General features: G+C 41.9%; 21 protein-coding genes. 5 read left to right on the top strand and 16 right to left on the bottom strand.

Translation table 11 applies throughout. From position 1 onward, the window contains the following. Nucleotides 1-257: 257 nt before the first annotated feature. The gene (locus tag DP114_RS11620) at nt 258-2243 is read left to right on the top strand and encodes a CASTOR/POLLUX-related putative ion channel (protein ID WP_216669991.1); all 1986 of its coding nucleotides are present in this window, start codon (nt 258-260) and stop codon (nt 2241-2243) included. A gap of 278 nt (nt 2244-2521) precedes the next feature. Here the strand turns inward: DP114_RS11620 and DP114_RS11615 are convergent, their stop codons facing one another. The 5 genes from DP114_RS11615 to DP114_RS11595 form a co-directional block, all read right to left on the bottom strand. Beyond that, nucleotides 2522-4096 carry a mechanosensitive ion channel family protein gene (locus DP114_RS11615; RefSeq protein WP_171976138.1) on the bottom strand — a complete coding sequence of 525 codons (1575 nt, stop codon included), beginning with the start codon at nt 4094-4096 and terminating at the stop codon, nt 2522-2524. Between the two features lie 165 nt (nt 4097-4261). Next, nucleotides 4262-4534: a hypothetical protein gene (locus DP114_RS11610; protein WP_246163122.1), complete on the bottom strand. Its 273-nt coding sequence runs from the start codon at nt 4532-4534 to the stop codon at nt 4262-4264. Between the two features lie 94 nt (nt 4535-4628). Further along, a complete protein-coding gene (locus DP114_RS11605; protein ID WP_169264377.1) occupies nt 4629-5054 on the bottom strand; it encodes a cupin domain-containing protein in 426 nt (141 codons plus the stop codon). A gap of 182 nt (nt 5055-5236) precedes the next feature. Then, entirely contained in the window at nt 5237-5836 is a 600-nt protein-coding gene (locus DP114_RS11600) for an EF-hand domain-containing protein (protein ID WP_169264376.1), read from the bottom strand. Between the two features lie 506 nt (nt 5837-6342). Then, complete coding sequence (locus DP114_RS11595) at nt 6343-6561, bottom strand: hypothetical protein (RefSeq protein WP_169264358.1); 219 nt, start codon at nt 6559-6561, stop codon at nt 6343-6345. 77 nt (nt 6562-6638) lie between these two features. Here DP114_RS11595 and DP114_RS11590 point away from each other — a divergent pair, with 77 nt between their 5' ends. Then, nucleotides 6639-7433, top strand: coding sequence for an LmeA family phospholipid-binding protein (locus tag DP114_RS11590; protein ID WP_171976137.1), 795 nt, complete (start codon nt 6639-6641; stop codon nt 7431-7433). A gap of 86 nt (nt 7434-7519) precedes the next feature. Here the strand turns inward: DP114_RS11590 and DP114_RS11585 are convergent, their stop codons facing one another. From DP114_RS11585 to DP114_RS11550, 8 genes are all read right to left on the bottom strand, one after another. Then, nucleotides 7520-8911: a UDP-glucose dehydrogenase family protein gene (locus tag DP114_RS11585; RefSeq protein ID WP_171976136.1), complete on the bottom strand. Its 1392-nt coding sequence runs from the start codon at nt 8909-8911 to the stop codon at nt 7520-7522. A 139-nt stretch (nt 8912-9050) separates the two neighbouring features. Beyond that, entirely contained in the window at nt 9051-9989 is a 939-nt protein-coding gene (locus DP114_RS11580) for a UDP-glucuronic acid decarboxylase family protein (RefSeq protein WP_169264373.1), read from the bottom strand. Between the two features lie 1149 nt (nt 9990-11138). Further along, a complete protein-coding gene (locus tag DP114_RS11575) occupies nt 11139-13289 on the bottom strand; it encodes a cation:proton antiporter domain-containing protein (RefSeq protein WP_171976135.1) in 2151 nt (716 codons plus the stop codon). 143 nt (nt 13290-13432) lie between these two features. Beyond that, nucleotides 13433-14089: an HAS-barrel domain-containing protein gene (locus DP114_RS11570; RefSeq protein WP_169264371.1), complete on the bottom strand. Its 657-nt coding sequence runs from the start codon at nt 14087-14089 to the stop codon at nt 13433-13435. A 592-nt stretch (nt 14090-14681) separates the two neighbouring features. Next, a complete protein-coding gene (locus tag DP114_RS11565; protein ID WP_169264406.1) occupies nt 14682-14879 on the bottom strand; it encodes an NAD(P)H dehydrogenase subunit NdhS in 198 nt (65 codons plus the stop codon). Nucleotides 14880-15048: 169 nt separating this feature from the next. Beyond that, nucleotides 15049-16362, bottom strand: a complete 1314-nt coding sequence (gene rodA, locus DP114_RS11560) for a rod shape-determining protein RodA (protein WP_169264370.1) — start codon at nt 16360-16362, stop codon at nt 15049-15051. Between the two features lie 107 nt (nt 16363-16469). Next, a complete protein-coding gene (locus tag DP114_RS11555) occupies nt 16470-17540 on the bottom strand; it encodes an Mrp/NBP35 family ATP-binding protein (protein ID WP_169264369.1) in 1071 nt (356 codons plus the stop codon). A 186-nt stretch (nt 17541-17726) separates the two neighbouring features. Beyond that, nucleotides 17727-18251, bottom strand: a complete 525-nt coding sequence (locus DP114_RS11550; RefSeq protein ID WP_169264368.1) for an SRPBCC family protein — start codon at nt 18249-18251, stop codon at nt 17727-17729. Nucleotides 18252-19002: 751 nt separating this feature from the next. Between DP114_RS11550 and hemF the strand changes: the two genes are divergently transcribed. Both hemF and DP114_RS11540 read left to right on the top strand, forming a co-directional pair. Beyond that, nucleotides 19003-20052: an oxygen-dependent coproporphyrinogen oxidase gene (hemF, locus tag DP114_RS11545; RefSeq protein WP_171978167.1), complete on the top strand. Its 1050-nt coding sequence runs from the start codon at nt 19003-19005 to the stop codon at nt 20050-20052. Between the two features lie 347 nt (nt 20053-20399). Further along, nucleotides 20400-20768, top strand: a complete 369-nt coding sequence (locus DP114_RS11540) for an STAS domain-containing protein (RefSeq protein WP_169264404.1) — start codon at nt 20400-20402, stop codon at nt 20766-20768. Between the two features lie 436 nt (nt 20769-21204). Here DP114_RS11540 and DP114_RS11535 read toward each other — a convergent pair whose 3' ends face one another. Beyond that, nucleotides 21205-21801 carry a chromophore lyase CpcT/CpeT gene (locus tag DP114_RS11535; RefSeq protein ID WP_169264403.1) on the bottom strand — a complete coding sequence of 199 codons (597 nt, stop codon included), beginning with the start codon at nt 21799-21801 and terminating at the stop codon, nt 21205-21207. A gap of 208 nt (nt 21802-22009) precedes the next feature. On the opposite strand from DP114_RS11535, the gene psb29 reads away from it, so the two are divergent. Further along, on the top strand, nt 22010-22717 hold the full coding sequence (psb29, locus tag DP114_RS11530) for a photosystem II biogenesis protein Psp29 (RefSeq protein ID WP_171976134.1): 708 nt from the start codon (nt 22010-22012) through the stop codon (nt 22715-22717). A 236-nt stretch (nt 22718-22953) separates the two neighbouring features. Here the strand turns inward: psb29 and DP114_RS11525 are convergent, their stop codons facing one another. Then, nucleotides 22954-23646, bottom strand: a complete 693-nt coding sequence (locus DP114_RS11525) for an ExbD/TolR family protein (protein ID WP_171976133.1) — start codon at nt 23644-23646, stop codon at nt 22954-22956. A 37-nt stretch (nt 23647-23683) separates the two neighbouring features. Then, nucleotides 23684-24466 (bottom strand): MotA/TolQ/ExbB proton channel family protein, encoded by a 783-nt coding sequence (locus DP114_RS11520; protein WP_171976132.1) that lies wholly within the window; start codon nt 24464-24466, stop codon nt 23684-23686. Nucleotides 24467-24495: the final 29 nt, after the last annotated feature.

The following is a 24495-nucleotide window of genomic DNA, read 5'->3' as shown; positions in this document are numbered from 1 at the left end:
GCAACAGGCGGACTCAAAGTAGAAACTTTGGGTAATAAGGTGCTTAAAGGCGATCGGATCGCAAATATCATACTGTAGATAAAAATAGCTCGCTTCGCGAGAAAGTCGTTCAACTCAGTTGAAGTATAATTAACACGTATTGATTGCACGCGATAAGTATTTGGTAACTGCTAATGTGGTAATAGGTAATGACTCATACCTCATCCAATTACCGATTACCGATTACTAACAATTACTGATAAAGGTTAGGAGTAAAATTGACTAGCAATACTAACAGAGATTTTAAAAATCAAGTTTCTTGGCAGAAGCGCCTACAGTACAATTTCGACAATTTTATGTCTAAGGGGGGATTGTCAGTATTTCTGGCATTGTTGTCCTTATTTTTTGGAACTTTTGTTGTCATGACAATTGTTCGTTATATATCTGAATTGTTGTTTCCCAACAAAGATATAGAAAGTAGTTCAGAGTTATATTGGGAGGTATTTGTACAGCTTATTGGGCTTAGAGACACAGGAGACAATGCCAATTTAGCGACTAAGATTATTGGTGTGGTCACAATTTTTCTTGGTTTAGTTTTGTTCTCCAGCCTAGTAGCTTTCATTACCCAAGAATTTGAATCAAGACTTCAGATATTGCGTCAGGGTCAAAGTCCAGTTATAGAAGAAAATCATACACTTATTCTAGGCTTTACCGACAGAGTTATAGATATTATTCAAGAGTTAGTAGTTGGTAATGAATCAGAACCAGATGCAGTAGTTGTTATCCTCTCTAAACAAGAGAAAGAGGAGATGGATAATTTCCTGAGAAATAATCTTGGCGAGCTTAAAACCACACGAGTGGTGACTCGTAATGGATCAATCACTAATTTAAATGAATTAAATAAAGTTGGAATAAAAGTTGCTAAATCGGTAATCATTTTGAATGATGCCAAAACTTCAGATCCTGATGAAGTGAAGACTTTAGCAGATGCACGGGTTGTCAAAGCAGTCTTGGCAGTGTTGGCAGCTAACGAAGAGGACTCCCTGCCATCTATTGTTGTAGAATTACACTCGCACCAATATCGGCGACTCGCGGAAAATATTGCTCCAGGAGCAGTTACCACTCTCAATGAAGCTGATATTTTGGCTCGGATTTTAGTTCAGACTTCGCGGAGTGTAGGACTAGCGGCAGTTTACTTAAACTTGGTGGGTTTTGAAGGTAACGAATTCTATTTCTATCGTCCAGAAAAAGGCTGGTATAGCGTGAATTTTGGAGAATTACCATTTCATTTTTCAAATGGTATACCCGTAGGTCTGCGTCATGCAAATGCCACCCTAACAATAAAACCAAGCAAAGATTACCAGTTACTTGAAAGTGATGAAGTTATCATTCTGGCAGAAGATGACTCAAGTATCCAGTTTCATTCACAACCTGTCGTGCAACCTAATAATTTTAACTATGGTGACTGTTGCAAAACCCTAGAGCGAAAACCTGAAAAACATCTTATTATTGGTTGGAATGGCAAAACTCCTATTACCCTAAGTGAATATGCTAAATATCTAATTTCAGGTTCCGAGGTTAATCTGGTGGTACAAGATTTAACATCACAAGTGAAAGCTGAATTTGATATTATTGCCGAAAGTTACTCAGACATTAAGATGGATGCTCTGCAAGTTAATCTAGACTCAGTTGAGCAGCTTCTTCGCCTCAAACCGTATGAATATAACAGCATCTCAATTTTGGCAGGTAGAGGAGAAAACTCAGAAGAAATTGATGCTAAAACCCTCACCATTTTGTTAGAACTGCGGCAAATTTTCCGAGAATATACCGCCGAAACCAAAAACCAAGTCACCACCGAATTAATTGCAGAAATAATTGACTCACAAGACACCGATCTAGTCATTAAAGCAGGTGTTAAAGACTTTATCCTTACTAACCAATTTGTTTCTAAAATTCTCGCTCAGGTATCTCAAGAGCCTAGTGTGATGTCAATCTATGAGGATTTGTTTTCAATAGACGGGAGTGAACTGTATATCAAGCCGATATCGCTTTACTTCTCAAGCAAAGAACTTGGTAGGTTGACTTTCGCTGACTGTGTAAAAGCTGCACAAGAACGTGACGAATTGTGTCTTGGTGTAAAAATTAGCGCACTAGCTCAAAATAAAAATCAAAATTTTGGGATTGACTTAGTACCAAGTTTAGATAAGCCACTAAATTTGACTTTTGATGATGCACTGATTACTTTAGCTGAGGATGAAACATGACAAGCTAATTTTATGTTTCTATGAATTCAACTTCCGAAGAAGTTTAGAAGACCATTTCGAGTTTAGGGCGGTTGGATGAGTTTAAGTTTCCATCAATTCAACTTCCGAAGAAGTTTAAAGTTATGGAAAGCACTGGAAACCTTCGCGCCTTAACCCTTACACCCTTACACCCTTACACCCTCGTCGCGTTTGCGTAGCGCCCCTCAAAGGGGCTAGCGGCGATAAAAATAGTGACCAAACTGCAATACAGATGGTGAGTTCATGGGCAACTACACTTATCAATCCTTGGAAAAACCAAAAATTTCAATCTCTTCCTGCCTAAAAGTTTCTTTTAATATCTTGCGGAGAACACGCTGGATATTAAGGTGTTTTCCTGGTTTTACTTTCGTCAGTGTCAGAAGCAACAGGTTATCCTGCCCAAAATGTTCTATCCCAGCGACTCGCGTGGGTTCGAGAACATCGTGATCATCTGCCTTTAGCTTTTGTCCTATGTTCTCAACGACTCTGTAGACGTGATCTAAATTGGAGTCATAGGAAACGCTAACTTCCACTCTTGCATATATATACTGCTTAGAATAGTTGATAATTGATCCAATATCCCCATTACGAATAATCTGTAATTGACCATCAGGATGTCGAATCTGAGTTGTTCTTAATTCAATCGCCTCCACAATCCCCTCGACAGGTCTTTCTTCCATTTTCCCAGCTTCGATATAGTCACCCACCAAGTAATAGTTTTCAAACAGAATCAAAAATCCACAAACGACATCATTAATGAGATTTTGTGCTCCAAGACCAACTGCTATACCCACAATCCCTGCACCTGCTAAGATAGGCGCAGGATCAATGCCAATGACCTTGAGTATGGTAACTCCGGCAGTGAAGTAGATAAAATATTTGGTGAAACTCCGTATTAAGGGAATGAGCGTCAGCCGTTTCTGTCGGTTTGAGTCATCTGAATCTGTAGTTCTTAGGTAGAATTCATCAAGGATGAAGTAGGCGACTTGAATCAAAACATTGCTGAGAAAGAAAACCCCAATCATCTGAACAATTTTGGGGGTATAAGTACCGAGCCAAGCGATAAACTCTATTTCTGGAACAACGAGATTTACTATGCCGACATAAAGGACGTATTCCAAACATTTTTTGAAGAGTGGAATTAAATGGCGTAAACGCTCGTATAAACGGAGTAGATTGTTAGAACTGGAGTATTTAAGACTAAGAGCATCAAGGGTGTCAACGATAGTAGCAACGGCTTTGACAATGAGTAAACCAACTGTGATGATGATATAGATTTTTAAGGCAATGTAAAGATATTTGGGAACGACTTCTGGAAGGTTAAAAAATTTAGCGCATAGGAGAGCAGATGATATCCAAATGCTATTAGTGATGATGTTTTTTAAGACTTTAAAAAAAGCCTCAGTACTATCATCATTAGCTTTTATTTGATCAGCGCTCTTGGCGTAATCGCAGACCGAGTCTATACCTCGCTGTAAGGGTGGTATGCTGAATTTAACCAGCATCAGTAAGCTCAGACTTTTCAAGGTTGCCGTGAAGATATTGACCCAGAATTGAGTGGGAATACTGCGAACGAAGTTAAGTTGAAATTCCTTGACGTTTCCGCCTCGATAAATCACCACCCCATTCATACCAATCAGCGCAAGACACAGCACCACACAAATCAAAATCAAAAGTCTGCTGACATTTCGGCGCAGGAAAGTAATATTTGCAGATCTCCCTTGAAGCCAAGAAACCTTAATCAACTGCTTGAAAATGATTCCAATCAGGAAGTTAAACAGGAAAAAAATAACTATTAAAGAGACGACTTCAGCCAGAACAATTAGTATATTCATTTTTTGAACATGAATGTCAAATAATTGAGATAGTATTATTAATAATATCAACTGCAGTCAAACCTGGGAATATTAAGTACTTACACCAATCCTATCTGATAGCTTGCGTGGCGTAGTCATAGCTGCATATTGAACGTTTTTTATTGCAGGCTCCTACAGCTACTTTTACCCCGACAAGATATTTTCAACCGCTTGCACAATTAAACCACCAGCAGCTATATCAGATGAAATCAGAGCAATATGCTCATCAAAGAACTGGTCATGATCATCCCAAATGTATGGACGGGTGGAAGTTGGTGGCTGTGCAACGACCTTGCGAACTGCCGTGTATAATTCTACAGTAGCGGGGGAAAGGCACACACGTGCATCGTAATGACCAGCAATTACATGTGTGCGAAGGTCAACGGCTTGGACGCCAAACATCAGTGCGATCGCCATATAATGCTGAAATGTTTCTTATGTTAGTCAGTGCTTATATTAATGATTAGCATTATATAAAACGGGATGTTTTATTTTTTGGAAGTCTCTAAGGTTAAGATGAGCTATATTTTTGGTCATGATAAAGACAAATCTCTTGTGACGAACTTCGGGCAACGATATATTCCATCACTTCCTGCCCAGAATTAACCGGGCAATGCACGACACCAGTTGGAATATATAGGAAATCACCTGCTTTTATATCTACAAATCTATTATTTTCAACACCTAATAAAACTCTACACGTTCCTGTAATAATGTATATCGCAGTCTCAAAAGGATGATAGTGTGGGGTTGCACCTGCTCCTGGAGGAATTACCCCGTGAGCCATACTAAGGTGCTTTGAGCCGACAGTTTCTTCAGTTACACCCCAGCCTCGAACATACCCATGATCTGTATCACAAATCCTTTCTGGCTCCTCAACAACTACAACACTACTCACTTGCTGTGGGATGGAAGTATCTAAAATTTCAGAACTCATAAACTATCAGCTTAAAAACTATACTATTCAAAAGAAATTAGTTGTTACATTTTTTAACATGTCAGACTCTTAATTAAGAATACAAGGACAGTTAAGACAGTCAAAAAATATTTATTTAGACGCCGACCGAGACAAGACGAGCGATCTTCGCGTCAGTCTGGCAACGGCGTCCCCGCTCCCGGTTATCTTATTATCTTGCTACCTACTACCACGGTTTCGTCCCAAACGTCACCGTACAGCCAGTTGCCTCGCGCATTTGGGTCGTTGCTGGTGTAGTATTCCTCCCACGCGCTCAGGAGTTCATCGACCGTAAGCTCTCCGTCGCCGTCACTGTCGAGCTTCTGGAAGGCTAGCTCGCTGTTTGCCGACTTACAGCCAAAGGCTTCGTGAAATTTGGCGAACTCACTTTGTTCGAGGGAACCGTCACCATCTCGGTCGCAGACTTTGAAGGTCGCTTCCGCGAGGGGACGGAAGCCTGCTTTATAAGCTTCGGGGTCTTTGGCGAATGCATTGCGTAAGCCATTGCGCCACTCCTCTGGACTCACTTTGCCATCGTTATCGACATCCATCTTGGCTTGTACATAAGTCCAAAAGTCTGTAAACGTCTGGAACAGTTTTTGTCCTTTGGGACTGTCCTTAGGCTCGCCGAGACAATCAGCAATACGAGTGGCCAGAGCGAGTACATCTTCCCATTCAAAAAAACCGTTACCGTCGATATCGGCGTGAGTAAAACAAACATCGAATTTTCTATCTAACAAATCTTGAGGTGCTGCGACAGACATACTTAATCTCCATTATGTGTTTGCAACTTGGGTTAGATGTGGCGAAGCGCATAGACAACACCCGTAAAAAATAACACACCACATTAGATCAATCAGCGCCTCATCTGGATAAGAACCACTCAAAAAGCAGTATAGTAGCTGGTTTTTTTACGTATATTATGATGTATTATTTTGTGCTCATCATATCATACACATAAGGAAGATATAAAGGACAGATAAGACAGTTAAGCAGACAGTTAAAAAATTATTAGGACAGATAAGACAGTTAAGGAAGATAAGAAAAAATAAAATATCCAGCTGTGTTCCACAGCTAGATATTTTATGAGTTGTAAATCGTTAAGCAGACAGTTAAAAAAATTTACGCTTTATGGTAAAAATGCAAAAATACTTTGCACGCTCGCGCAGTACAGTGAAACCAAACAACGTTTTGCCATGCTCGTCATCAGCGCTTCCCCCACCTATCGGTTAGGAAGCGCTGCAGCCAATTCGGTAAATATCGCCGCAACTTATCCAACCAGACGAAAATGCTGACTAAAGGAATTCCAGAGGAGGCGATCGCTACTGACCGATAAATTTTGGATACTAATGGGCGGGTAAGACCACCAGCCAGCTTGCGCAGGATCACCAGGGAGCAAGAAGCTTGACATTAATAAAAGACCTGCTGGGGGAATGAGCCAGAAGGCGATCGCCCAAAGGGCTGAGACTCCTGGGCGTATCGCTAACAATTCAATCTTTATAAACTTGCTTAATCATCCACAATTTGTTACAAAAGTACAGAGAACTTCTATAAACTTAAACTAGAATGCTAGGCGGACTTACTGGTTTAACAGATCCTAAAGGCGCTGACTGGGGCGAGCGGATGCTCAACACTGTCGCCAGCCAAACGATTCGCCACTTGTTCTCTCAAAGCGAGTCAGTGGAAGTCTCTGTTCGCTGCAATCCTTCAAGTAAACTTTTGCAGGGCAGCATCGATAGCTTCACAATGAAAGGTCGTGGCTTAGTTATCCGCAGACAATTCGCAGCTGAGGAACTTTTTGTAGAAACTGATGCCGTTGCCATTGATTTTAGCTCAGTTTTAAGCGGTAAGCTGCGCCTAAAGCAACCGACTCAGGCTATTGCTCAAGTTACCTTACTAGAAGCAGGCATCAACCAATCTTTTAAAGCAGAATTGGTGACAAAGCGCTTAGAAAATCTTACTACACCAGCACTGACAGCGTTATCTGGCGGTCAACCAGTCTCTTTTCCCGAAGTCGAAGTAAAGTTATTGCCTCAAAACCGATTGCGAATTTTAGCCAAGGCAGATTTAAACAACGGTACACTTGTACCCCTGAATATGACTGTCACTATAGGTATTGAACGACGGCGACGTGTTAGTTTTAAAAACCCAGAAATTGATCTTAACGAGGTAAGCGAAGCACAAAAGGAAATCTCACAAACCTTGAGTCTGGCGCTGGTGGAAATTTTAGATAATATGGTGGATTTAGACCGCTTTGACTTAGATGGGGTGAAAATGCGTCTTAATCGTTTAGAAACAGAGGGTGAACGGCTCATTTTTAGTGGTTATGCAGAAATTGAGCGTATTCCCAAAAATCCCTGATTTTCATTTATCTTCATCTGCTGGACGCAGAGTCTCCAAAATAGCGATCCCAGGCACAGCCTGGGAACGAGAAATTAAGTGTTGAGTTAACGACCAATACCTACGTACTGGAAACCTGCTCTAATCATCATCTCGGGATCAAGGAAATTACGACCGTCAATCATCACAGGGTGGCTCATCAACTGTGCCATTTTTGCGTATTCCAAGTTTTTGAACTGCTGCCATTCTGTCACAAGCACCAAGGCATCACACCCATCAGCAAGTCTTTCAGCATCCGTTTCTACCAGCACACCAGAAAGACCATGACGCATACCTGTTTGAGAAACAATTGGATCATATGCTTTAACTCTTGCTCCCAATCTATTCAACTGCTCAATAACATTAAGTGCTGGAGCATCCCGCATATCATCGGTATCAGGCTTAAAGGTTAAACCCAGCAATCCCACAGTTTTACCTTTAAGAATTTTCAGGGTTTGCTGGAGTTTTTCAATTGCAAGTAACCGCTGGCGTTCATTGACACTCACAGCAGCTTTGAGCAATTGTGTCTCGTAACCGTAATCATCGGCGGTGTGAATAAGTGCAGAAACATCTTTGGGGAAGCAAGAACCACCCCAACCAATACCAGCGTTTAAGAACTTGTTACCAATACGGGAATCTAAACCGATACCTTTTGCCACTTGAGTGACGTCAGCACCAACGCGATCGCAAATATTTGCAACTTCGTTTATAAAACTAATTTTAGTTGCCAAAAAAGCATTAGCAGCATATTTAATCATCTCCGCTGAACTCAAGTCTGTTACCAGCACTGGTACTGGGGGTAGAGATGGATCAGCTGCAAATTTGCGCTCAACAATCGGGGCATACAGTTCTTGCATCATGGCGATCGCTCTGGGACTGTTGCCTCCTAAGACGATACGGTCAGGATTAAACGTATCAGACACCGCCGACCCTTCCCGTAAAAACTCTGGATTACTAACGACATCAAATTTTGCTGTTGTCTCAGCTAAGTTATCGTAGCTTGGCGCTCCACCTGCGGTGATGAGTGTATTTTGGCGTTCGGCAATGCCATCTAAAACAATCATCCGCACCCAGTCTCCTGAACCAATGGGCACTGTAGATTTATTCACAATCACCTTGTACCCACCGTCTAAATGGGCACCAATACCACGGGCAACTGCTTCAACGTAGCGGGTATCGCTCTCCCCTGTTGGTAAAGGTGGTGTTCCCACGGCAATAAATAAAATTTCCCCGTGGGCTACTCCTGCAGCTAAGTCTGTTGAGAACTCAATCTTACCTGTATTAATCGCAGATTGCATAATGTCTGATAGTCCAGGTTCAAAGATAGGCGACTGCCCCGACTTCATTATTTTGACTTTCTCTTCGTTGTTATCTATACAAACAACATCATGCCCGATGTGAGCTAAACATGCACCTGTGACCAGACCTACATAACCAGTACCGATGACGCAAACACGCATTTTTTGCTATTCCTCACTTTTAGGGGTTAATTTTTTACAAGATATTTTCCGTTTTGAAGTCCTGAGTATCAAACTCACCCAATAACAACTCAGGAGATATCGCCCTTGTTGCATCAAGGGGTTTCCTTTCGTTCGAGGGCTAGGAGTTACGGGGCGCCACACGCTCGCGGAAATCTTCTATAGTCAGCTTTAACCCCTGTTGCAAAGGAATGCTAGGTTCCCAATTTAACCAAGTTTTTGCCCTTGTAATGTCGGGACGGCGGCGACGTGGATCGTCAGAAGGTAATGGTTCAAACTTGATCTGTGCGTCGGGGTTCACCAAATCTTGTACTGCTTTCGCCAATTCTAAAATCGTATACTCATCAGGATTTCCCAAATTGACGGGACCAACGTATTCGTTATTCATCAGTCGTATCAGTCCGTCTACCAAATCTGATACGTAACAAAAACTACGGGTTTGCAAACCCTCTCCATAAACGGTTAAAGGAATACCCCGCAACGCTTGAACGACAAAGTTGCTGACAACTCGACCATCGTTTTCTAGCATTCGAGGCCCATAAGTGTTAAATATGCGGGCTACCCGAACATCGACTTTATTTTGTCTGTAATAATCAAATGTCAAAGTCTCAGCAATTCTTTTGCCTTCGTCATAACATGAGCGAATTCCAATAGGATTAACGTTACCCCAGTATTCTTCGCTTTGAGGATGAATTTCTGGATCACCGTAGACTTCACTCGTAGAAGCCAACAAAAACCGTGCCTTCACACGTTTAGCCAACCCCAGCATATTTAACGTCCCCATAACGTTAGTTTTGACTGTTTTCACGGGGTTGTACTGGTAATGTACTGGGGAGGCTGGACAAGCCAGATGGTAAATTTGATCAACTTCCAAGCGAATCGGTTCAGTAATGTCATGGCGGATCATTTCAAAGGAAGGATGATCTAACCATTTGAGTATGTTCCCTTTGTGCCCTGTGTAAAAGTTATCCAAGCAAAGGATATCGTGCCCACCAGCTATTAATCGGTCGATTAGATGGGAGCCAATAAACCCAGCACCGCCCGTTACCAAAATTCTCATAGTTCCCCAATTACTTACAGATATTTGCAGTAGTGATTGCGCTTGTCTTCAGATGACCCAGCCTTGAAACCAAAGTACACTACTAGTGTCTCATTGATAAGGTTTTGTTAAACTTAGCAGTTTACCCATAAATGCTTTTTTGTTATCTTTGCATCTTTTTGCTTCAATTTTTTTGATTGTAAGTCACAAATACCTTTGTTTACACTAGAAAAATAGCAAAATCATCGCAAAAATGTAAGCTGTTTCGCAATATTTTACCGAATCTTTAAAAATATAAAGTTTTTCGTAGATATTCAAAGTTTTTACTTACGTAAAGCCGGTTAAATTTTAACCATAAAAGAACTAAATCAGCTAACTAAAACAAGCTTTACCTTATATAGCGTGTGAATTCTGTACAACTGAGTGGAGAGGTTATAATCTATGCTCATGTCCACAGTCTTTGATTCCTCAATTTTTCAATTAATACCCTTTCACAAAAATCCTGATACATTTGACTCCCTCTACTTCCTCTACCTACCTCATACTAAGTTGCGTTCAAAGAGATAATTTCATAAACGAACCACGTTAGCGTTCGCGCAGCGTGTCGCTTTGCGACTCAGCGTGTCCATAGGACATAGACGCGAACGCGAGTGCGTGCGCCTTCGCGCACAGAGCGCTAAGGAAGAAAAAAGAAGATTACCTGTATGAATGAAACTTGGTATCAACAGATAAATTTCTTAACTGAACCGTATTGGATTCTGAGTTTTGTGTTCTGCGTTGTTGCTCATAGAAGAGGAAAACTTTTTCGTTTCATTTTCCAGTATTGTGAATAGGCGGGAAAAGTAGGAAAAGTAAGTTTTATAGGTTATGGGGCTTGCTGAAGTTTTCGTTCTTTGAATTAATACCAAGTTGCTATATGATAGAGAAAAAAATATAATATCTATCAGTTTTATACATATCTAGGTGAAACCGACGATTTTTAAGGGGTTCTTTAAGGATCACAGTCAAAAGTTTAAAAAAACTCTTCTGATTAACTGAACTCTATCGACATATACGATTCCTCCGCAGATTTTTGAACGCAAGTCAGTACAGTTTGTGTTAAGCGTTAAGAGTTCTCTACCTCAACGAGTTTGTTCATAAACCAAACCAGTCCTATATAACCATGTTGAATTACACAATTCCTTCTGACATAGCAGCTGTGGTACTACTAGTGACTTCAGTTTGTACAATAATATCTTGAGTACGTTGAGGTTCTCCTAGCATAACAATTGAACAGGTGAGTTGCTTAGCTAATTGAGTTGTGACATCGCTAATAGCTAATCCTCCTGGAACAGTGCGATTACGTATAAAAGGTAATACAACTAAGTCATATAATCGTGCTGCTTGCAAAATCGCTTGAGCAGTATTCTCATGAGGTATGATTTGGATTTCTGGTGGATTTTGCAGTGCTAATCTAGAAATCAGTAGAGATAATTGCGATCGCCTCCAAGCAATCTTACTTGAACTAGTACGTCGTTCGCAGACATTTAATACGGTAACTTGGGCTTGATTTGCATCTGCTAAAATCTGTGCAAATTTTACAGGCTGCAATGAAGGTGTCATCAAATTTTCCAGTGGTACCAAGATGCGCTGAAATTTTTTTGGTGATTCTACCAGACGTGTGACTGCTACTGGACAATGGGATGCCCACAAAACGTTATCAATTACATTACCAAATAAACGTGCTTTGAATCCAGTACGTTTACCCCAACCCATGATAATCAAACTAGCTTTTTGTTCTCGCGAAGCCCTACTAATTCCTTGGGCAAAAGCATCGTCAATTCTTAGCAATGGTTCTGCTTCGACTCCCAAGACTTTACTCAGTGCGGTGGCTTTTGCCAGTAAGCGGTGACTTCTTTGCACAGAAGCGTCTAATTGGGGTGCATCCATATGAGCAAAAGCGGTTGCGATCGCTAGTGGTATAATTCTGCCATGAGACTGTCGTGCCAATAGCGCCGCCATTTCAATCAGGTGCTGTTGTGTTTGGGGATTGTGGACAGGAACTACTATACTGTATGAGCTATCGTTTTCTTCTTGGTTCTGGTAAGTCAGATTGACAGTCCCTATGTCTTTCATTCCTGAGTTCGTCAAACCTACAGCGACTCGACTGGTTATGAATAGTCCCAAGGTTGAAGTGATGAGCATAAGGACGATAACGCTACTCAATATCCTATCATCAAGCAGCTTAGCTTGATATCCCATAATGGTTGCTCCTAACGTTGCACCCACTTGAGGTACAGACAGCGACCACATTGTAAGCGTTTCTTGCCAGTTGTAGCGATAAATAAGTTTTACCAAATAAGCAGCGATAAATTTGCTTGCTACTAAACCGATAATAATAAAAAATGTTAGCTCAAGGGTATCAATGCTTTGTAAAAAGGCAGGCACATTAACGAGCAAGCCAACGTTAACAAAGAAGATGGGAATAAACAATACACTCCCAACAAACACGACCTTTTCTTTAACTGGACCTTCTCCCACAGTTTCATTAACAGCCAACCCTGCTAAAAAGGCTCCAACAATTTTTTCTACTCCAATCAATTGTGCTCCCACAGTAGCAAGAAAAACACAGAGTAACACAAACAAAAACTGATTGCCCTCTTCATCACCAGAACGGCGAAAAAATTGTTTACCTGCCCAATCAAAACCTACTAAAACGACAATTGAGTAGAGTGTTAATAAAGTTATTAATGTTATCAGCCGCCCAAAGCTGAATGATCCATCTTTGATTGCTACACAGATGGCTAACACTAACAAGGCAGCAAGATCAGTAACAATACTAGCCCCAATAGAAACACTTATGGCTTCATTATTGACTACACCCAAACGACTAAGAATGGGATATGCCAAAAGGGTATGAGATGCGAACAAAGAGCCAATTAATATTGACGAATTCCACTCAAAGTCAAAAAACCGTCCAATAAAAGTTCCCACGACTAAAGGAACCAAAAAGCTCAAGCTGCCAAATCCCAACGATTGATTTTTTGTGCGACGAAACTGCTGTATATCTATTTCTAACCCTGCGACAAACATTAAGTAAACTAACCCAATGTTTGATAGCACAGGCATCATCGCTGATTCTGTGTTTAATAAATTCCAGCCGTAAGGACCAAGCACGACTCCGGAAACTAGCAAACCTACTAATCCTGGTAGTTGCAACCGCTCAAATACGATAGGCACGACTAAAATAACTACCAGTAAAATCGCAAAGGGAACGATTGGTTCCTTGGCGAAAATTTGGGAAGTTGGTTCCAACGCAAGAACTTGTAAGATGAGTTCCATAGGTAGGACGCAGAAGTGGGCATAGTGAAACTTTGATTACTTAAGCGTAATCGCTGAATCTATTCAATTGCAAAAGTCACCCTAATGAAAAAATCAAAAAACCTTAGCTAGACTACCAAAACGATGATCTAAGAACTAACTATCTATGGATGGATCTGGCTCAATATGAACCGTAAGCGATCGTAGTCATCTTTAAGCAATACGCTCAAGGTACGTCCGGCTTTGATTATCCATTGTCGATCAGCTTTGCGTAACTGATAAACCTCTCGAATGGCAGCTGCAGTTAAAGATTCTACAGGAGCACCATTGATAGAAAGTAGTGTTCGCAAAAAATCTAATTCTTCGGTAAACTTAATAATTGCTTCGCTTTCACATCGGAAAACCGCTTGATGAACTTGTGGGGGACGAGGAGGCAGATACTGAAATACCCTAGTATTTGAAACATGAGCATCTGGTGATTGCTCAAATCCTACAATTGCAGCACGAAACTCTGTTTTTAGCATAGCAAATATCTGGGGTTGTTCCTCTCGCAAGTCCTGCAGTGACAATCCTAGAGCAACTGCCCGATGTACGGAATCCACAGGCATAGTTGTTGCAGAATACACCACAGCATAAATTTGATTGCCTGACTCCTCATCAACTGAACGTACCCAGCTGCCAAAGCTCGGCATAGAGGGAAAGCTCAAATCGTCGGGTTCCAAACACTGAGCTAAAAATTCGCAACTAGAAGTTTCGATAACCTCCGCGATATGATTCGGATGGCGATCGCTTCTATCAAACTGTGGTAAAGGAAGGCGCATAAGCAATTCAAAAAGAAGAATTTACCAATTCCCAAGCCAGAAGTGAGCCAGGGCGGTCTTGGGGTTGGGGGTTTCCAACGCCAGAACAAGCGTGTTCAAAGTAGCGTCTGGGTCAGGAGAGGGAAACCAGGACTATGGCACAAAGTGCCACGCTGCTTTGAACAGTACTGGCTCCCCATGAGCGACTGGCGAACCCCCAAGGGATCACAAGTCAGAAGGCAATTAGTAAGGTCAACAAAGCGCCAGTGTGTTGTTGACCACTCAATCAAAAATTCACTTAGCTTAACAAAGCCCTTAGCCAGGAGGCGACAGTCGCCACGTTACACGAAGCTACCTAGAGGGCGTCCACAAGTCGCGAAACCCGATACCAGTCGCCTCAACGGAGCGAACCTGTGCACGGTAAGACAGCACGGCGAAGTCCTTGTCTCCCGACAAAGGCGACTGCGTAAGCGCAAGTGTGTCCCTTTGGGAGTTACAAGGTAGCGTCTGGGCAGGAGATACCCGAAGGGCGCTGGCTCCCCATAGCGCTACCTCCTCCTGACTAACAGGTGCAAGGTTGTTTAACTAATGACTAATGACTAACGACTAATGACTATTTCGCTTTCTTACGTCCTGCTGTGGTTTCTACAACTTCTAATTCCGAGAGGCGAAAGGTAACGAGTTTATCCCAGTTTCCACCTTCAAACAGGACAGCAACTTTGCCATCACTCAGGCGTTGCACAAGTCCTTCAAAACGATAGTAGGTGTCTTGTGGATTTTTGACGCGAACAGTTGCTCCTGGTAAGATCATCATCTTTTCCCTTGGTTGTTTCCTGTTAATAGCTTAATCTTTCTTAAGCTACGTTTGTATTAGTACTATTTACTCATGCTATTGATTAACCACTATAATTTGGGTTAATAAAACCCACTCCTACAAGAAGTGGGACAGACAGTCGCTGCTTTGGGCTGAGTTTCAACAACTAATACTTCTGCCGTTGCCGAAAATTTGCGACCGATTCTACCAGCCCCAAGGCAATGAAGTTTGTTAGCATTGCTGAACGACCATAACTCATCCAAGGAAGGGGAATCCCTGCGACTGGTGCTAAACCAACGGTCATACCAATGTTAACAATCATCTGAAACACAATCATAGACAAAACGCCTGCAGCGACCAAAGAGCCAAAGTTATCTTTGGCAGTTTGGGCAACATGTAATAGCCGCTGACAAATGAAGCAGAAGATAACCAATACGACTAGACAGCCAATAAAACCAAATTCTTCACCTACAGCGGAAAAGATAAAGTCTGTATGCTGTTCAGGGACAAAATTTAATTGTGTCATAGGACCTTTGAAAAGACCCCATCCCCACCATTCACCAGCACCAATGGCAATGCGCGATTGAATAAGGTGATATCCCGCGTTTAGAGGATCGTGTTCAGGATTCATGAATACAGTCAGTCGGTTTTTTTGATACTCCTTCAAAACATGATTCCAGGCAAAGATACCTAATTCACCACCCAAAAGGTTAAGAGCGATCGCGCCTATACCGCCGATGACGTTTTGTTTCCTAGGCAGAGTTAAAAATCCAACCAGTCCCATAGTAGCTGACCAGATTAACCCTAAGGCTGTTAGAGATAGTTGATTAAACAAAACTATCGGTTGTTCAGATAACGGCCAAGATATGCTGAACAAAATCCCTGCAATAATCGGAGAGATTAGTAGTATTAACCAGCCAGGATGGGCATTTGCCCAATACAACATTCCCAAGACAATCGAACCAAAAACCAATGATGTTGCCAAATCTGGCTGTAAGAAGACCAATCCCCAAGGCACAGCAGTGATTGCTAAAGCCCTGAAGACATTATCAAGATTAGAAGCAGTGCGCTTGTGTAACAGTGCAGCTAGGGTAATAATTAATCCTAGTTTGGCAAATTCTGAAGGTTGTACCGCAATACCAGCAATGTTAATCCACCGTTGTGCTCCTTTAGCACTTTGACCAACTACCATCACAGCAATTAGGCTAAAGTTGGTGATGCCGTAAGTGATCCAGTGCAAGTGAATCAAATTTTCGTAACGGCTTCTAGCAATAAATAGGGCAATAATTAAGCCAATGCCTCCCATGAGCCAGTGCCACCACCAATCAGTGAGTCCCTGATTCAACTCCGTACTGCGGATCATGATACCGCCAAATATGGTGAGAGCAATTGGTAAACAAAATAACAATAAATCTACTTGATGCCAAGGTTTGACCCAGAACTTCCAACTAACTCTGGGAAGCGAACGTTTTGCCAACATTGTATGCGTTTACACTTTAAGTATGAGATTTTAAATTAAAATAACCTAAAATCTGTATTCTAGACTGAGCAACTCCAACCAGGCAAAAATTTGAATTTTTTGTCAAGTTATGTCAAAGCAGCAACTGATACTTTGCCAGCAATTGTCAGGGCGATCGCCTTTAATGCTTGGGCACTAGGCGATTCTGGTTCAGCAACAACCACTGGTACACCTTTGTCACCACCAATTCTAGTAGAAATCTCCAGTGGTACGCACCCCAGCAATGGCACTCCTAACTCAGCGGCTGTCTTGGAACCACCGCCGGAACCAAAAATGTCATACTGCTTATCTGGCATATCTGGTGGAATAAAATAGCTCATATTTTCTACTATTCCTATGATGGGCACATTCATCTGCTGGAACATTCGCAAGCCCTTTCGAGAATCCAGCAGTGCTACATTTTGGGGTGTGGTAACAATAACTGCTCCCACCATTGGCACTGCTTGCGCTAACGTGAGTTGAGCATCGCCTGTTCCAGGTGGCATATCCACAATCAGATAGTCTATTTCTCCCCATTCCACTTGGTAGAGAAACTGGCGAATCACTCCATTAAGCATTGGTCCACGCCAAATGACTGGCTGATCCCGGTCGATTAAAAACCCCATTGAGACTAATTTGACGCCGTAATTGAAAGCAGGTTCCAGAATTTCGCCTTTGTCTGTTGAACGCACTACCATCTCGGCTTCACCCAGTCCTAGCATAGTGGGATCGTTAGGACCATAGATATCAGCATCTAGTAAACCAACCTTCGCCCCTGTTTGAGCCAAAGCAACTGCGACATTTACAGCAACCGTACTTTTGCCAACGCCTCCTTTGCCACTGGAAACTGCAATGATATTCTTAACTCCAGCAATACCAGTGCGATCGCTTAAAGTTTTCTGTTGCGGTGTTTCGGCTGTTACTTCCACAGATACCTCTTTGACTCCTGGAAGCTGTTTCACGGCTTTTTGGCAATCTTCCACAATAAATTCACGCAAAGGACAGGCAGGTGTTGTCAACACTAAGGTAAAGCTAACCTTGCCTCCCTCAATTTTGACGTTGCGAATCATGTTCAGATCTACCAGACTTTTGCGAAGTTCTGGGTCTTGCACTGGTTGCAACACTTTTAGGACTGAACGAGTATCAAGGACATCATACATAATGTTTTTAGTCTTTCGATTGCAATAATTTTTAACAAAACGTTTTGTTATCTACTAGAATCTTAACTTTTAGTGACTCTTAATTTTTCACAGTCTTAAGTCAATAGGCAGTAATCTGTAGTCGGTGAGTCCAAACTCAGTCGTTCTTTTACTCATGACTCATGACTAATGACTAATGACTCATGACTAACAATCAAAACAACCATCTTTGAGAGATTTTCGTTTTCTGGATACCGCTTGTAATGTTGCTTCCTCAACTGCTTGGACTAAGGCTCGTGCTACGCGATCTGCGTAAGGACGAGAAAAAGACCAGATTAAGGGCGACAACCAACCACGTAACGTTACAGAATATGACAAACAAGTGCCACAGACTGTAGATTCTACTTTATAAGTCACCCGTTCTTCTACACCTGGAATTGCTAGTACTCTGACACTCAGTAATTCCCTAGGATTGACGCGTTCTACAAAAATGCGAATCGGAATTGGCGACAAGCGTGTAACCGCTTGATAGATGAGTCCAGGTTTGGGTACTAATCCATATGGAACGTTAGTGCTTTTGAATAATGGATGCCAAGAAACATCTGCTATATCAACCACTTTTTGCCAAAGTTCATCCACAGAAGCAGAACTGATTTCTTGGTAAGTCCGCACTAGAGAAAGGCAAAACCGACGACGTTTGCGCTGGACGAATTTGGATAACCAAGATCCCATTTTCCTATTTCTCCTCGCTACACCTTTTTGGAAACTCTGGCATGGTCAGCATTTGCCTTCAGCCCTTGCATTAAATTTTTTCAAAATTGTCCTCAGCATAGTAAGTCGCCATTTCATATATATGCTAATTTGATGAGTGAAGTGTAACTCAGACTTTTTCATTAACTTTGATTAACAAATACGCTCTTTGAGTCCGGGGACATTAATATACGTTCGCCTTTCGGGGAAGTCTCTGCTCATGGAAAATCCATCGTGCATTATTTTCAAATCCTGGCTCATAACTCGATTATCACTCTAGCGTGTTAATTTGGGCAGCAAAAAAAAAATTAACATAGTGCTCTTGTGAAACTACTTGGTTAGTGACGGCCAGATCAGAAATCCTCTGGGCGAAAAACAACTTTCCTTATATATATCAATCAGCGCCCCCTGCTAATGTGGTCAGAAATTATTCTTTGGACAGAAGTTGAAATTTCCTAGGTAAAAAGTGCTTATAGACTTATTTGCCAGAGTGTTGTGTCCATCCTAAAACTTTACATAAACATAAACAACTTGAAAAAAATCAATAAAAGCACAAGTACACACCCATTTGAGGGAAAATAACTATCTGTAGTCAGGTGCGTCAGTTGTGATTAATGCTTGACTATATTTTGATTGGGCAATTTTAGCCTGCTTTCTGGTGTCAGTTGCTCAGAAATTTTCAGTTGAAAAATTCTTGCTTTTACCAAAATTGTAATAAATGGTTCTTGAGTCTATGGTCATCAACTCCCAAACTCCAACAATGCGGGCAGAATCTACTCAAACTCTACCAACTGACGCCAAAGCCAGAGTTAGTCAGTTCATGAAACAATTGCAAGATAAAATCACTCAAACGTTGGCAGAACTGGATGGTGTAGGGAAATTTCAAGAAGATACGTGGGAACGCCCAGAAGGAGGCGGAGGGCGATCGCGCATTCTACGTGAGGGTGCAATATTTGAGCAAGCTGGGGTCGGTTTTTCGGAAGTTTGGGGTTCTCATCTACCACCTTCAATTTTAGCCCAGCGCCCAGAGGCAGCAGGGCACGGTTTTTATGCCACAGGCACCTCAATGGTGTTACATCCACGTAGTCCGTATGTACCAACTGTTCACCTCAATTATCGCTACTTTGAGGCCGGTCCAGTGTGGTGGTTCGGTGGCGGTGTAGATTTAACGCCTTATTACCCCTTTGCCGAAGATGCAGTCCATTTCCATAAAACACTAAAGCAAGCGTGTGATGCTCATCACCCAGAATATTACCCGGTGTTTAAGCGCTGGTGTGATGAATACTTCTACTTAAAACACCGTGGAGAAACGCGGGGTGTTGGCGGACTGTTTTTTGATTACCAAGAAGGTCGGGGTTCCTTGTATCGCGGTCCTGAGAATGATGGTCCTGCAGCTAGTTACAGTAACCAAGTCGGTACACTAGAACCACGCAGTTGGGAAGAACTGTTTGCTTTTGCACAAGAATGTGGTTACGCCTTTTTACCAGCTTATGTACCAATTGTTGAAAAGCGACACAAAATGGAATATGGCGATCGCGAACGAAATTTTCAACTGTATCGCCGGGGAAGGTATGTAGAATTCAACTTGGTGTATGACCGAGGGACGATTTTTGGATTGCAAACCAACGGACGCACTGAGTCAATTCTGATGTCTCTACCACCCTTGGTCCGCTGGGAATACGGTTATCAACCTGAACCAAACTCTCCTGAAGCCGAGTTGTACGAAATCTTCCTCAAACCTCAAGACTGGGTAAACTGGATACCGAGTAGTCCGAAATCATGAGTTCCAAGAAGTGAAGTATTAATCATCTGCAACTCCAAATTCCCTTGAGAAGCTAAATACGAAAATTCTACACTCAGTATTCAGCACTCACTACTTCTTTAGTGAGTTAGACTACTAAAGAGAAGCACTTAGCAATAAATATGACAGTTGATGTTGTAGCTTTTAAATCATAAGCTACAGCATCGATAAACTTGTCGCAGGTTTGGGTTCCTCACTCAGTCTGGAACTTATTCCAGTAGTAAAAACGAGGAGAAGAGTCGCAAAAACAAGGGTTTTGGCTTTTATCCTGTGAAGAGGAAACTATACCGTAGTCTCTTTATAGAGGAGTGTCAAGGGAAAGTTCAGTGATATATTACATAGATCAAAAAACTTATACTACCCAAGAGGGGAAAACTGTTACCGTTTTAACACCGACTGGTCGCTTGGATATTACTACTGCTTGGCAATTTCGTCTGAAGTTGCAAGAGTGTATTTCTAAACTCAGTCGTCATCTTGTAGTGAATCTCGGTCAAATCAATTTCATAGATAGTTCCGGTCTGACCTCTTTAGTCGCTGGAATGCGCGATGCTGATAAAGTTAAGGGCAGTTTTCGCATTTGTAATGTACATCCAGAAGCAAAATTGGTGTTTGAAGTCACCATGATGGATACAGTTTTTGAAATATTTGAAACAGAACAGGAGGCTTTAGAAAGTGAATCTGATAGTATTGCTAGCTAATATTGCTAGCTAGTACTGAGTTGCATTCAAAGGTAGTAGCTTGGATTAAGAAGCAGTGCACTTACTCACCACACGGATTTTGGCTGTTCGGTGAGTAGACCTCTCCAAAAATGATTTTTAGTACAAGCGCGGGGTATTGGTTTCATAGCCATTTTTGGAGAGGTGTAGTAGTCAAAAGCCCCCATAGCATCTACTGGAGCCAGTGCGTTGGGGAGCGCGCAGCCGAACCGGAGGTTCTCCCCGAAGGACGTCCGGGTTTCCCGACTTGTAGACGCCCGCCAGAAGGCTTCCCGATAGCCGTCAGGCGTGGCGGAGCGCCATAGGGTAGCACCTGGCGTGGAGATCAGATAATTCACGCATTACCATCCCCCTATTTCTAGATGCTATTTCTGAATGCAACTTGGTATGAGCAACAGAAGAATTTTCACGTTACAACTCAGTACTGTTCTCTCTTTGTATAGCAGTAGGGACCTAAAAGTGCTCCCCAAGTGGCTTTTCCAGTGGTGGGATCAATTCCTTTGTCGTAGCTGAGAAATTTATCATCAGTGACCTCAAAGCCTAAGGAAACTTGCACGATATTACCACCGACACTAAAGCAGCAAGGAGTGTCTGGAGGTGGGGTAGCGTTGAACTTATAACTATTGGGGGCTAATAACTGCTGGGTAAGGTTAAGCACACAGCCCGGTAGTAACTCTAAATGATTGGGTGTCAATGTGTTGAGTAAAGCAGGATTTTGACCAGCACCAATCAAAGTACTTGGGTCTTTGATCATATAGTACTGGATTTTTAGAGCTACATCAGGCTCACTTCCTTGCAAAATCCGCATAATGCGCTGGCGGTAGGGTCGCTCTAGGTTGACAATATTGGCTTGTTCAGCAAATATGGTAACGCTGTCTTCTGAAAAAAGAGGGACAAGTCTGTGCCACAGACGAAGGTGAACGTACCAAGCCGGCTCTGCAACAGCTTGTTCTCGATTATCAAATTCACCAGAGAGATAATTAGCTACGGTAAGTAGTTGTGCTGGAAAAGTCATAGGTGTCATATTCACGATTCCATGCAAGCAATTTGGTTGTGCAATGTGGTGAATTGTTGTTATAATCACAGCTTACATCTTCTGTGCTCAAAGAATTGCACACCATAAAAGTAATTTTGGCACTACAGTTTTCGCGCTTAAAACTGAAACTTGGCAAAGTGCCATTAAAGCGAGAGAATAATACTACGTCGCCCTTGATATTTGCTTTGTGAATAACCTCCGTACCGTATCTGATACTAAGCGAACTTTCTACAACCTTCATACCCGTCCGATAAACACTATTTATCGTCGGGTTGTGGAAGAATTAATGGTGGAAATGCACCTACTGTCAGTAAATGTTGATTATAGCTACGATCCTATTTATGCCTTGGGCGTCATCACTGCTTTTGACCGCTTCATGGAAGGCTATCAGCCAGAACGGGATAAGGAGTCTATTTTTAATGCGCTCCTTCGATCTGTAGAAGAAGATCCACAACGCTACAAACATGATGCTCAACGTTTACAAGCATTGGCGACAAGCATAAGCGCTTCAGAACTCACTGCGTGGTTAAGCCAACAAACTCCTCTCAATCGAGATGCTGACTTTCAAGGCTCTTTACAAGCAATAGCGAACAATCCAAAATTTAAATACAGCCGCTTGTTCGCGATCGGTTTATTCTCTTTATTAGAATACTCAGAGCCAGAGTTAGTGAAGGACGAAAAGAAACGCAACGAAGCACTAAAAACAATAGCCAATGGCTTGAAGATCTCTGATGACAAACTCAACAAAGATTTAGAGATTTATTATTCTAATATAGAGAAGATGTCACAAGCTTTGACAACGATGTCAGATATGGTTTTAGCCGACCGAAAAAAGCGGGAACAGCGTGCTCAACAATCAAATACCAAAGTCGCTCCGCCAAAAGCTAACGAATAGTTATAAGTTGTAACTATAAAACGCATAATGATGAATTATGAAGCTAGACCTCTGATTCACAATTCATCATTGATGCTCGTTTATCCCTTACTTTAGAAACGTAGTAGTTTGTATATAAAGCTATTAATAATCGAAAGACTTACTAAAATTTATTTTCTATATGTTTAGGTTTTAGCAACAACAAACCATCTTGTGCAGGGGAAGCAGGAAGAGAAAATACTTCCCCCTCATCCTCATTACCTTTTCGGAGTAGGATTGGTTTGTCCGGAAGGCGCTGTTGGTACTTTAGGTAATACAGGAGAAGTTCCTGGATTAACTGGGCTTACACCTTGGTTAATTTGAGATGGATTGGGTATTGTGGGAAGATTGAAGTTGGGGTTAGTTTGTGGATTGATGGGAGTGATGGGTGAAGTGTTGGGTAGAGATGGTATTGCTGGCGCAGAACCAGACGAGGGTAGAGGCGAAGTTGTCGGTTGATTAGAGAAAGATGGTGTTGTGACAAAAGATATGCGATCGCCTCCCACTTGTCGCCACAAGTCTATCATTGATATAACATCATTGTATGTCGCAGTTTGACTGACTTTCAAAGCTAAAATAGCGTTGGGAGTTTGTTGCAGGTGGCTCTTAAAAGTTTCTTTGATCTGTTCCCGTTTAACTGAGTCATTCTCTACGTAAGTTTGCCCTATAGCATCGATCGTCAAAGTTAATATTTGCCGTTGAGCTGTTGCACTAAGTGTATTTGCATTAGGTTTATTAGTAATAGATGGCGTACTGGTAGTTGATTTCGGTAAATTTATACTAATTTCCTCTTGGCGAGTGAATTGCAAAGCTGCCAAAAGAAAAAATGTCAATATACAAAAAACGACATCTATTAAGGGAATGATTTGAATTTGGACGTCTTCTACTGGAGTCTGTAGGTTAATTTTCATTTTCTTGCTCTTCTACCTGAGTTTGGGGCTTTTTTTGTTAACTATCTTTTGGTTCCGACAAATCAGACTCTGAGGAGGGTTCAGGTGTTTCAGAAAACTTGGATTTACCTCTTTTTCGAGGAGAATTGAGCTTATCTGGTATGGAATCCCCTATGATTGTTACAGGTGGTATTATATTTTCAGATCTCATCTTTGTGTAGTCAGGTGGAGACTGGAGATACAGCAACTCCATATCATTGCCTGCCCTGCGAAAAATTTTCACTTGGTTAACGACTATGCCTTGAAATAAGCGGTAGAATGCCAAAGTAACGATCGCAACAATAAGTCCTGTTGCCGTACTAATCAAAGATTCTCCAATACCAGTGGTAACTCCGGCTGTAGATTCGGTTCCTAGATCACCAATGCGAATAGAGCGTAAAGATTGGATTAACCCTAAAACCGTACCTAACAATCCTAACAAAGGTGCAAGAGCAATCACAGTTTCTAGGAGTTTTTCGCCGCGTCGCATTCCAGCCAATTCATCTTCTGCTGTTGCTTCTAACGCCAGTCGGAAACTTTCTAGATCGCTTTTGGGAAGACTTAGAGGTGCATGGAGAAACCGTCCGATGGGCTGCTTTGTTGCAAGTCTTGCAATATCAGCAGCCGACATCCAATCAACACGAGCTGCATCCAAAACACGATTAACTATCTCCTTTTCCTGGCTTAAAATTCGTAACCAGAACCACAAACGCTCAAAAATCACACTTAAAGATAAAATCGACAGAGCAAGCAATGGCCACATTGCTGGTCCGCCCTTCTTAAACAAGTCTAGGATATCCACTGTTGTAAGTTTCCTCCTTTCATTTGTAG

The sequence above is a fragment of the Brasilonema sennae CENA114 genome, assembly GCF_006968745.1.
Lineage (GTDB): Bacteria > Cyanobacteriota > Cyanobacteriia > Cyanobacteriales > Nostocaceae > Brasilonema > Brasilonema sennae.
Note: the sequence above shows the minus strand (reverse complement) of the source record. Positions and strands in the feature narration are given on the sequence as shown.

What these genes read in the sequence shown, in the direction of transcription:
- hemF (WP_171978167.1), top strand. Translation starts at nt 19,003, where the DNA reads ATGGTCATCAACTCCCAAACTCCAACAATGCGGGCAGAATCTACTCAA.
- DP114_RS11590 (WP_171976137.1), top strand. Translation starts at nt 6,639, where the DNA reads ATGCTAGGCGGACTTACTGGTTTAACAGATCCTAAAGGCGCTGACTGG.
- DP114_RS11565 (WP_169264406.1), bottom strand. Translation starts at nt 14,879, where the DNA reads ATGATCTTACCAGGAGCAACTGTTCGCGTCAAAAATCCACAAGACACC.
- DP114_RS11575 (WP_171976135.1), bottom strand. Translation starts at nt 13,289, where the DNA reads ATGGAACTCATCTTACAAGTTCTTGCGTTGGAACCAACTTCCCAAATT.
- DP114_RS11550 (WP_169264368.1), bottom strand. Translation starts at nt 18,251, where the DNA reads ATGGGATCTTGGTTATCCAAATTCGTCCAGCGCAAACGTCGTCGGTTT.
- DP114_RS11580 (WP_169264373.1), bottom strand. Translation starts at nt 9,989, where the DNA reads ATGAGAATTTTGGTAACGGGCGGTGCTGGGTTTATTGGCTCCCATCTA.
- DP114_RS11600 (WP_169264376.1), bottom strand. Translation starts at nt 5,836, where the DNA reads ATGTCTGTCGCAGCACCTCAAGATTTGTTAGATAGAAAATTCGATGTT.
- DP114_RS11605 (WP_169264377.1), bottom strand. Translation starts at nt 5,054, where the DNA reads ATGAGTTCTGAAATTTTAGATACTTCCATCCCACAGCAAGTGAGTAGT.
- DP114_RS11535 (WP_169264403.1), bottom strand. Translation starts at nt 21,801, where the DNA reads ATGACTTTTCCAGCACAACTACTTACCGTAGCTAATTATCTCTCTGGT.
- DP114_RS11585 (WP_171976136.1), bottom strand. Translation starts at nt 8,911, where the DNA reads ATGCGTGTTTGCGTCATCGGTACTGGTTATGTAGGTCTGGTCACAGGT.
- rodA (WP_169264370.1), bottom strand. Translation starts at nt 16,362, where the DNA reads ATGTTGGCAAAACGTTCGCTTCCCAGAGTTAGTTGGAAGTTCTGGGTC.
- DP114_RS11615 (WP_171976138.1), bottom strand. Translation starts at nt 4,096, where the DNA reads ATGAATATACTAATTGTTCTGGCTGAAGTCGTCTCTTTAATAGTTATT.
- DP114_RS11610 (WP_246163122.1), bottom strand. Translation starts at nt 4,534, where the DNA reads ATGGCGATCGCACTGATGTTTGGCGTCCAAGCCGTTGACCTTCGCACA.
- DP114_RS11525 (WP_171976133.1), bottom strand. Translation starts at nt 23,646, where the DNA reads ATGAAAATTAACCTACAGACTCCAGTAGAAGACGTCCAAATTCAAATC.
- DP114_RS11570 (WP_169264371.1), bottom strand. Translation starts at nt 14,089, where the DNA reads ATGCGCCTTCCTTTACCACAGTTTGATAGAAGCGATCGCCATCCGAAT.
- DP114_RS11555 (WP_169264369.1), bottom strand. Translation starts at nt 17,540, where the DNA reads ATGTATGATGTCCTTGATACTCGTTCAGTCCTAAAAGTGTTGCAACCA.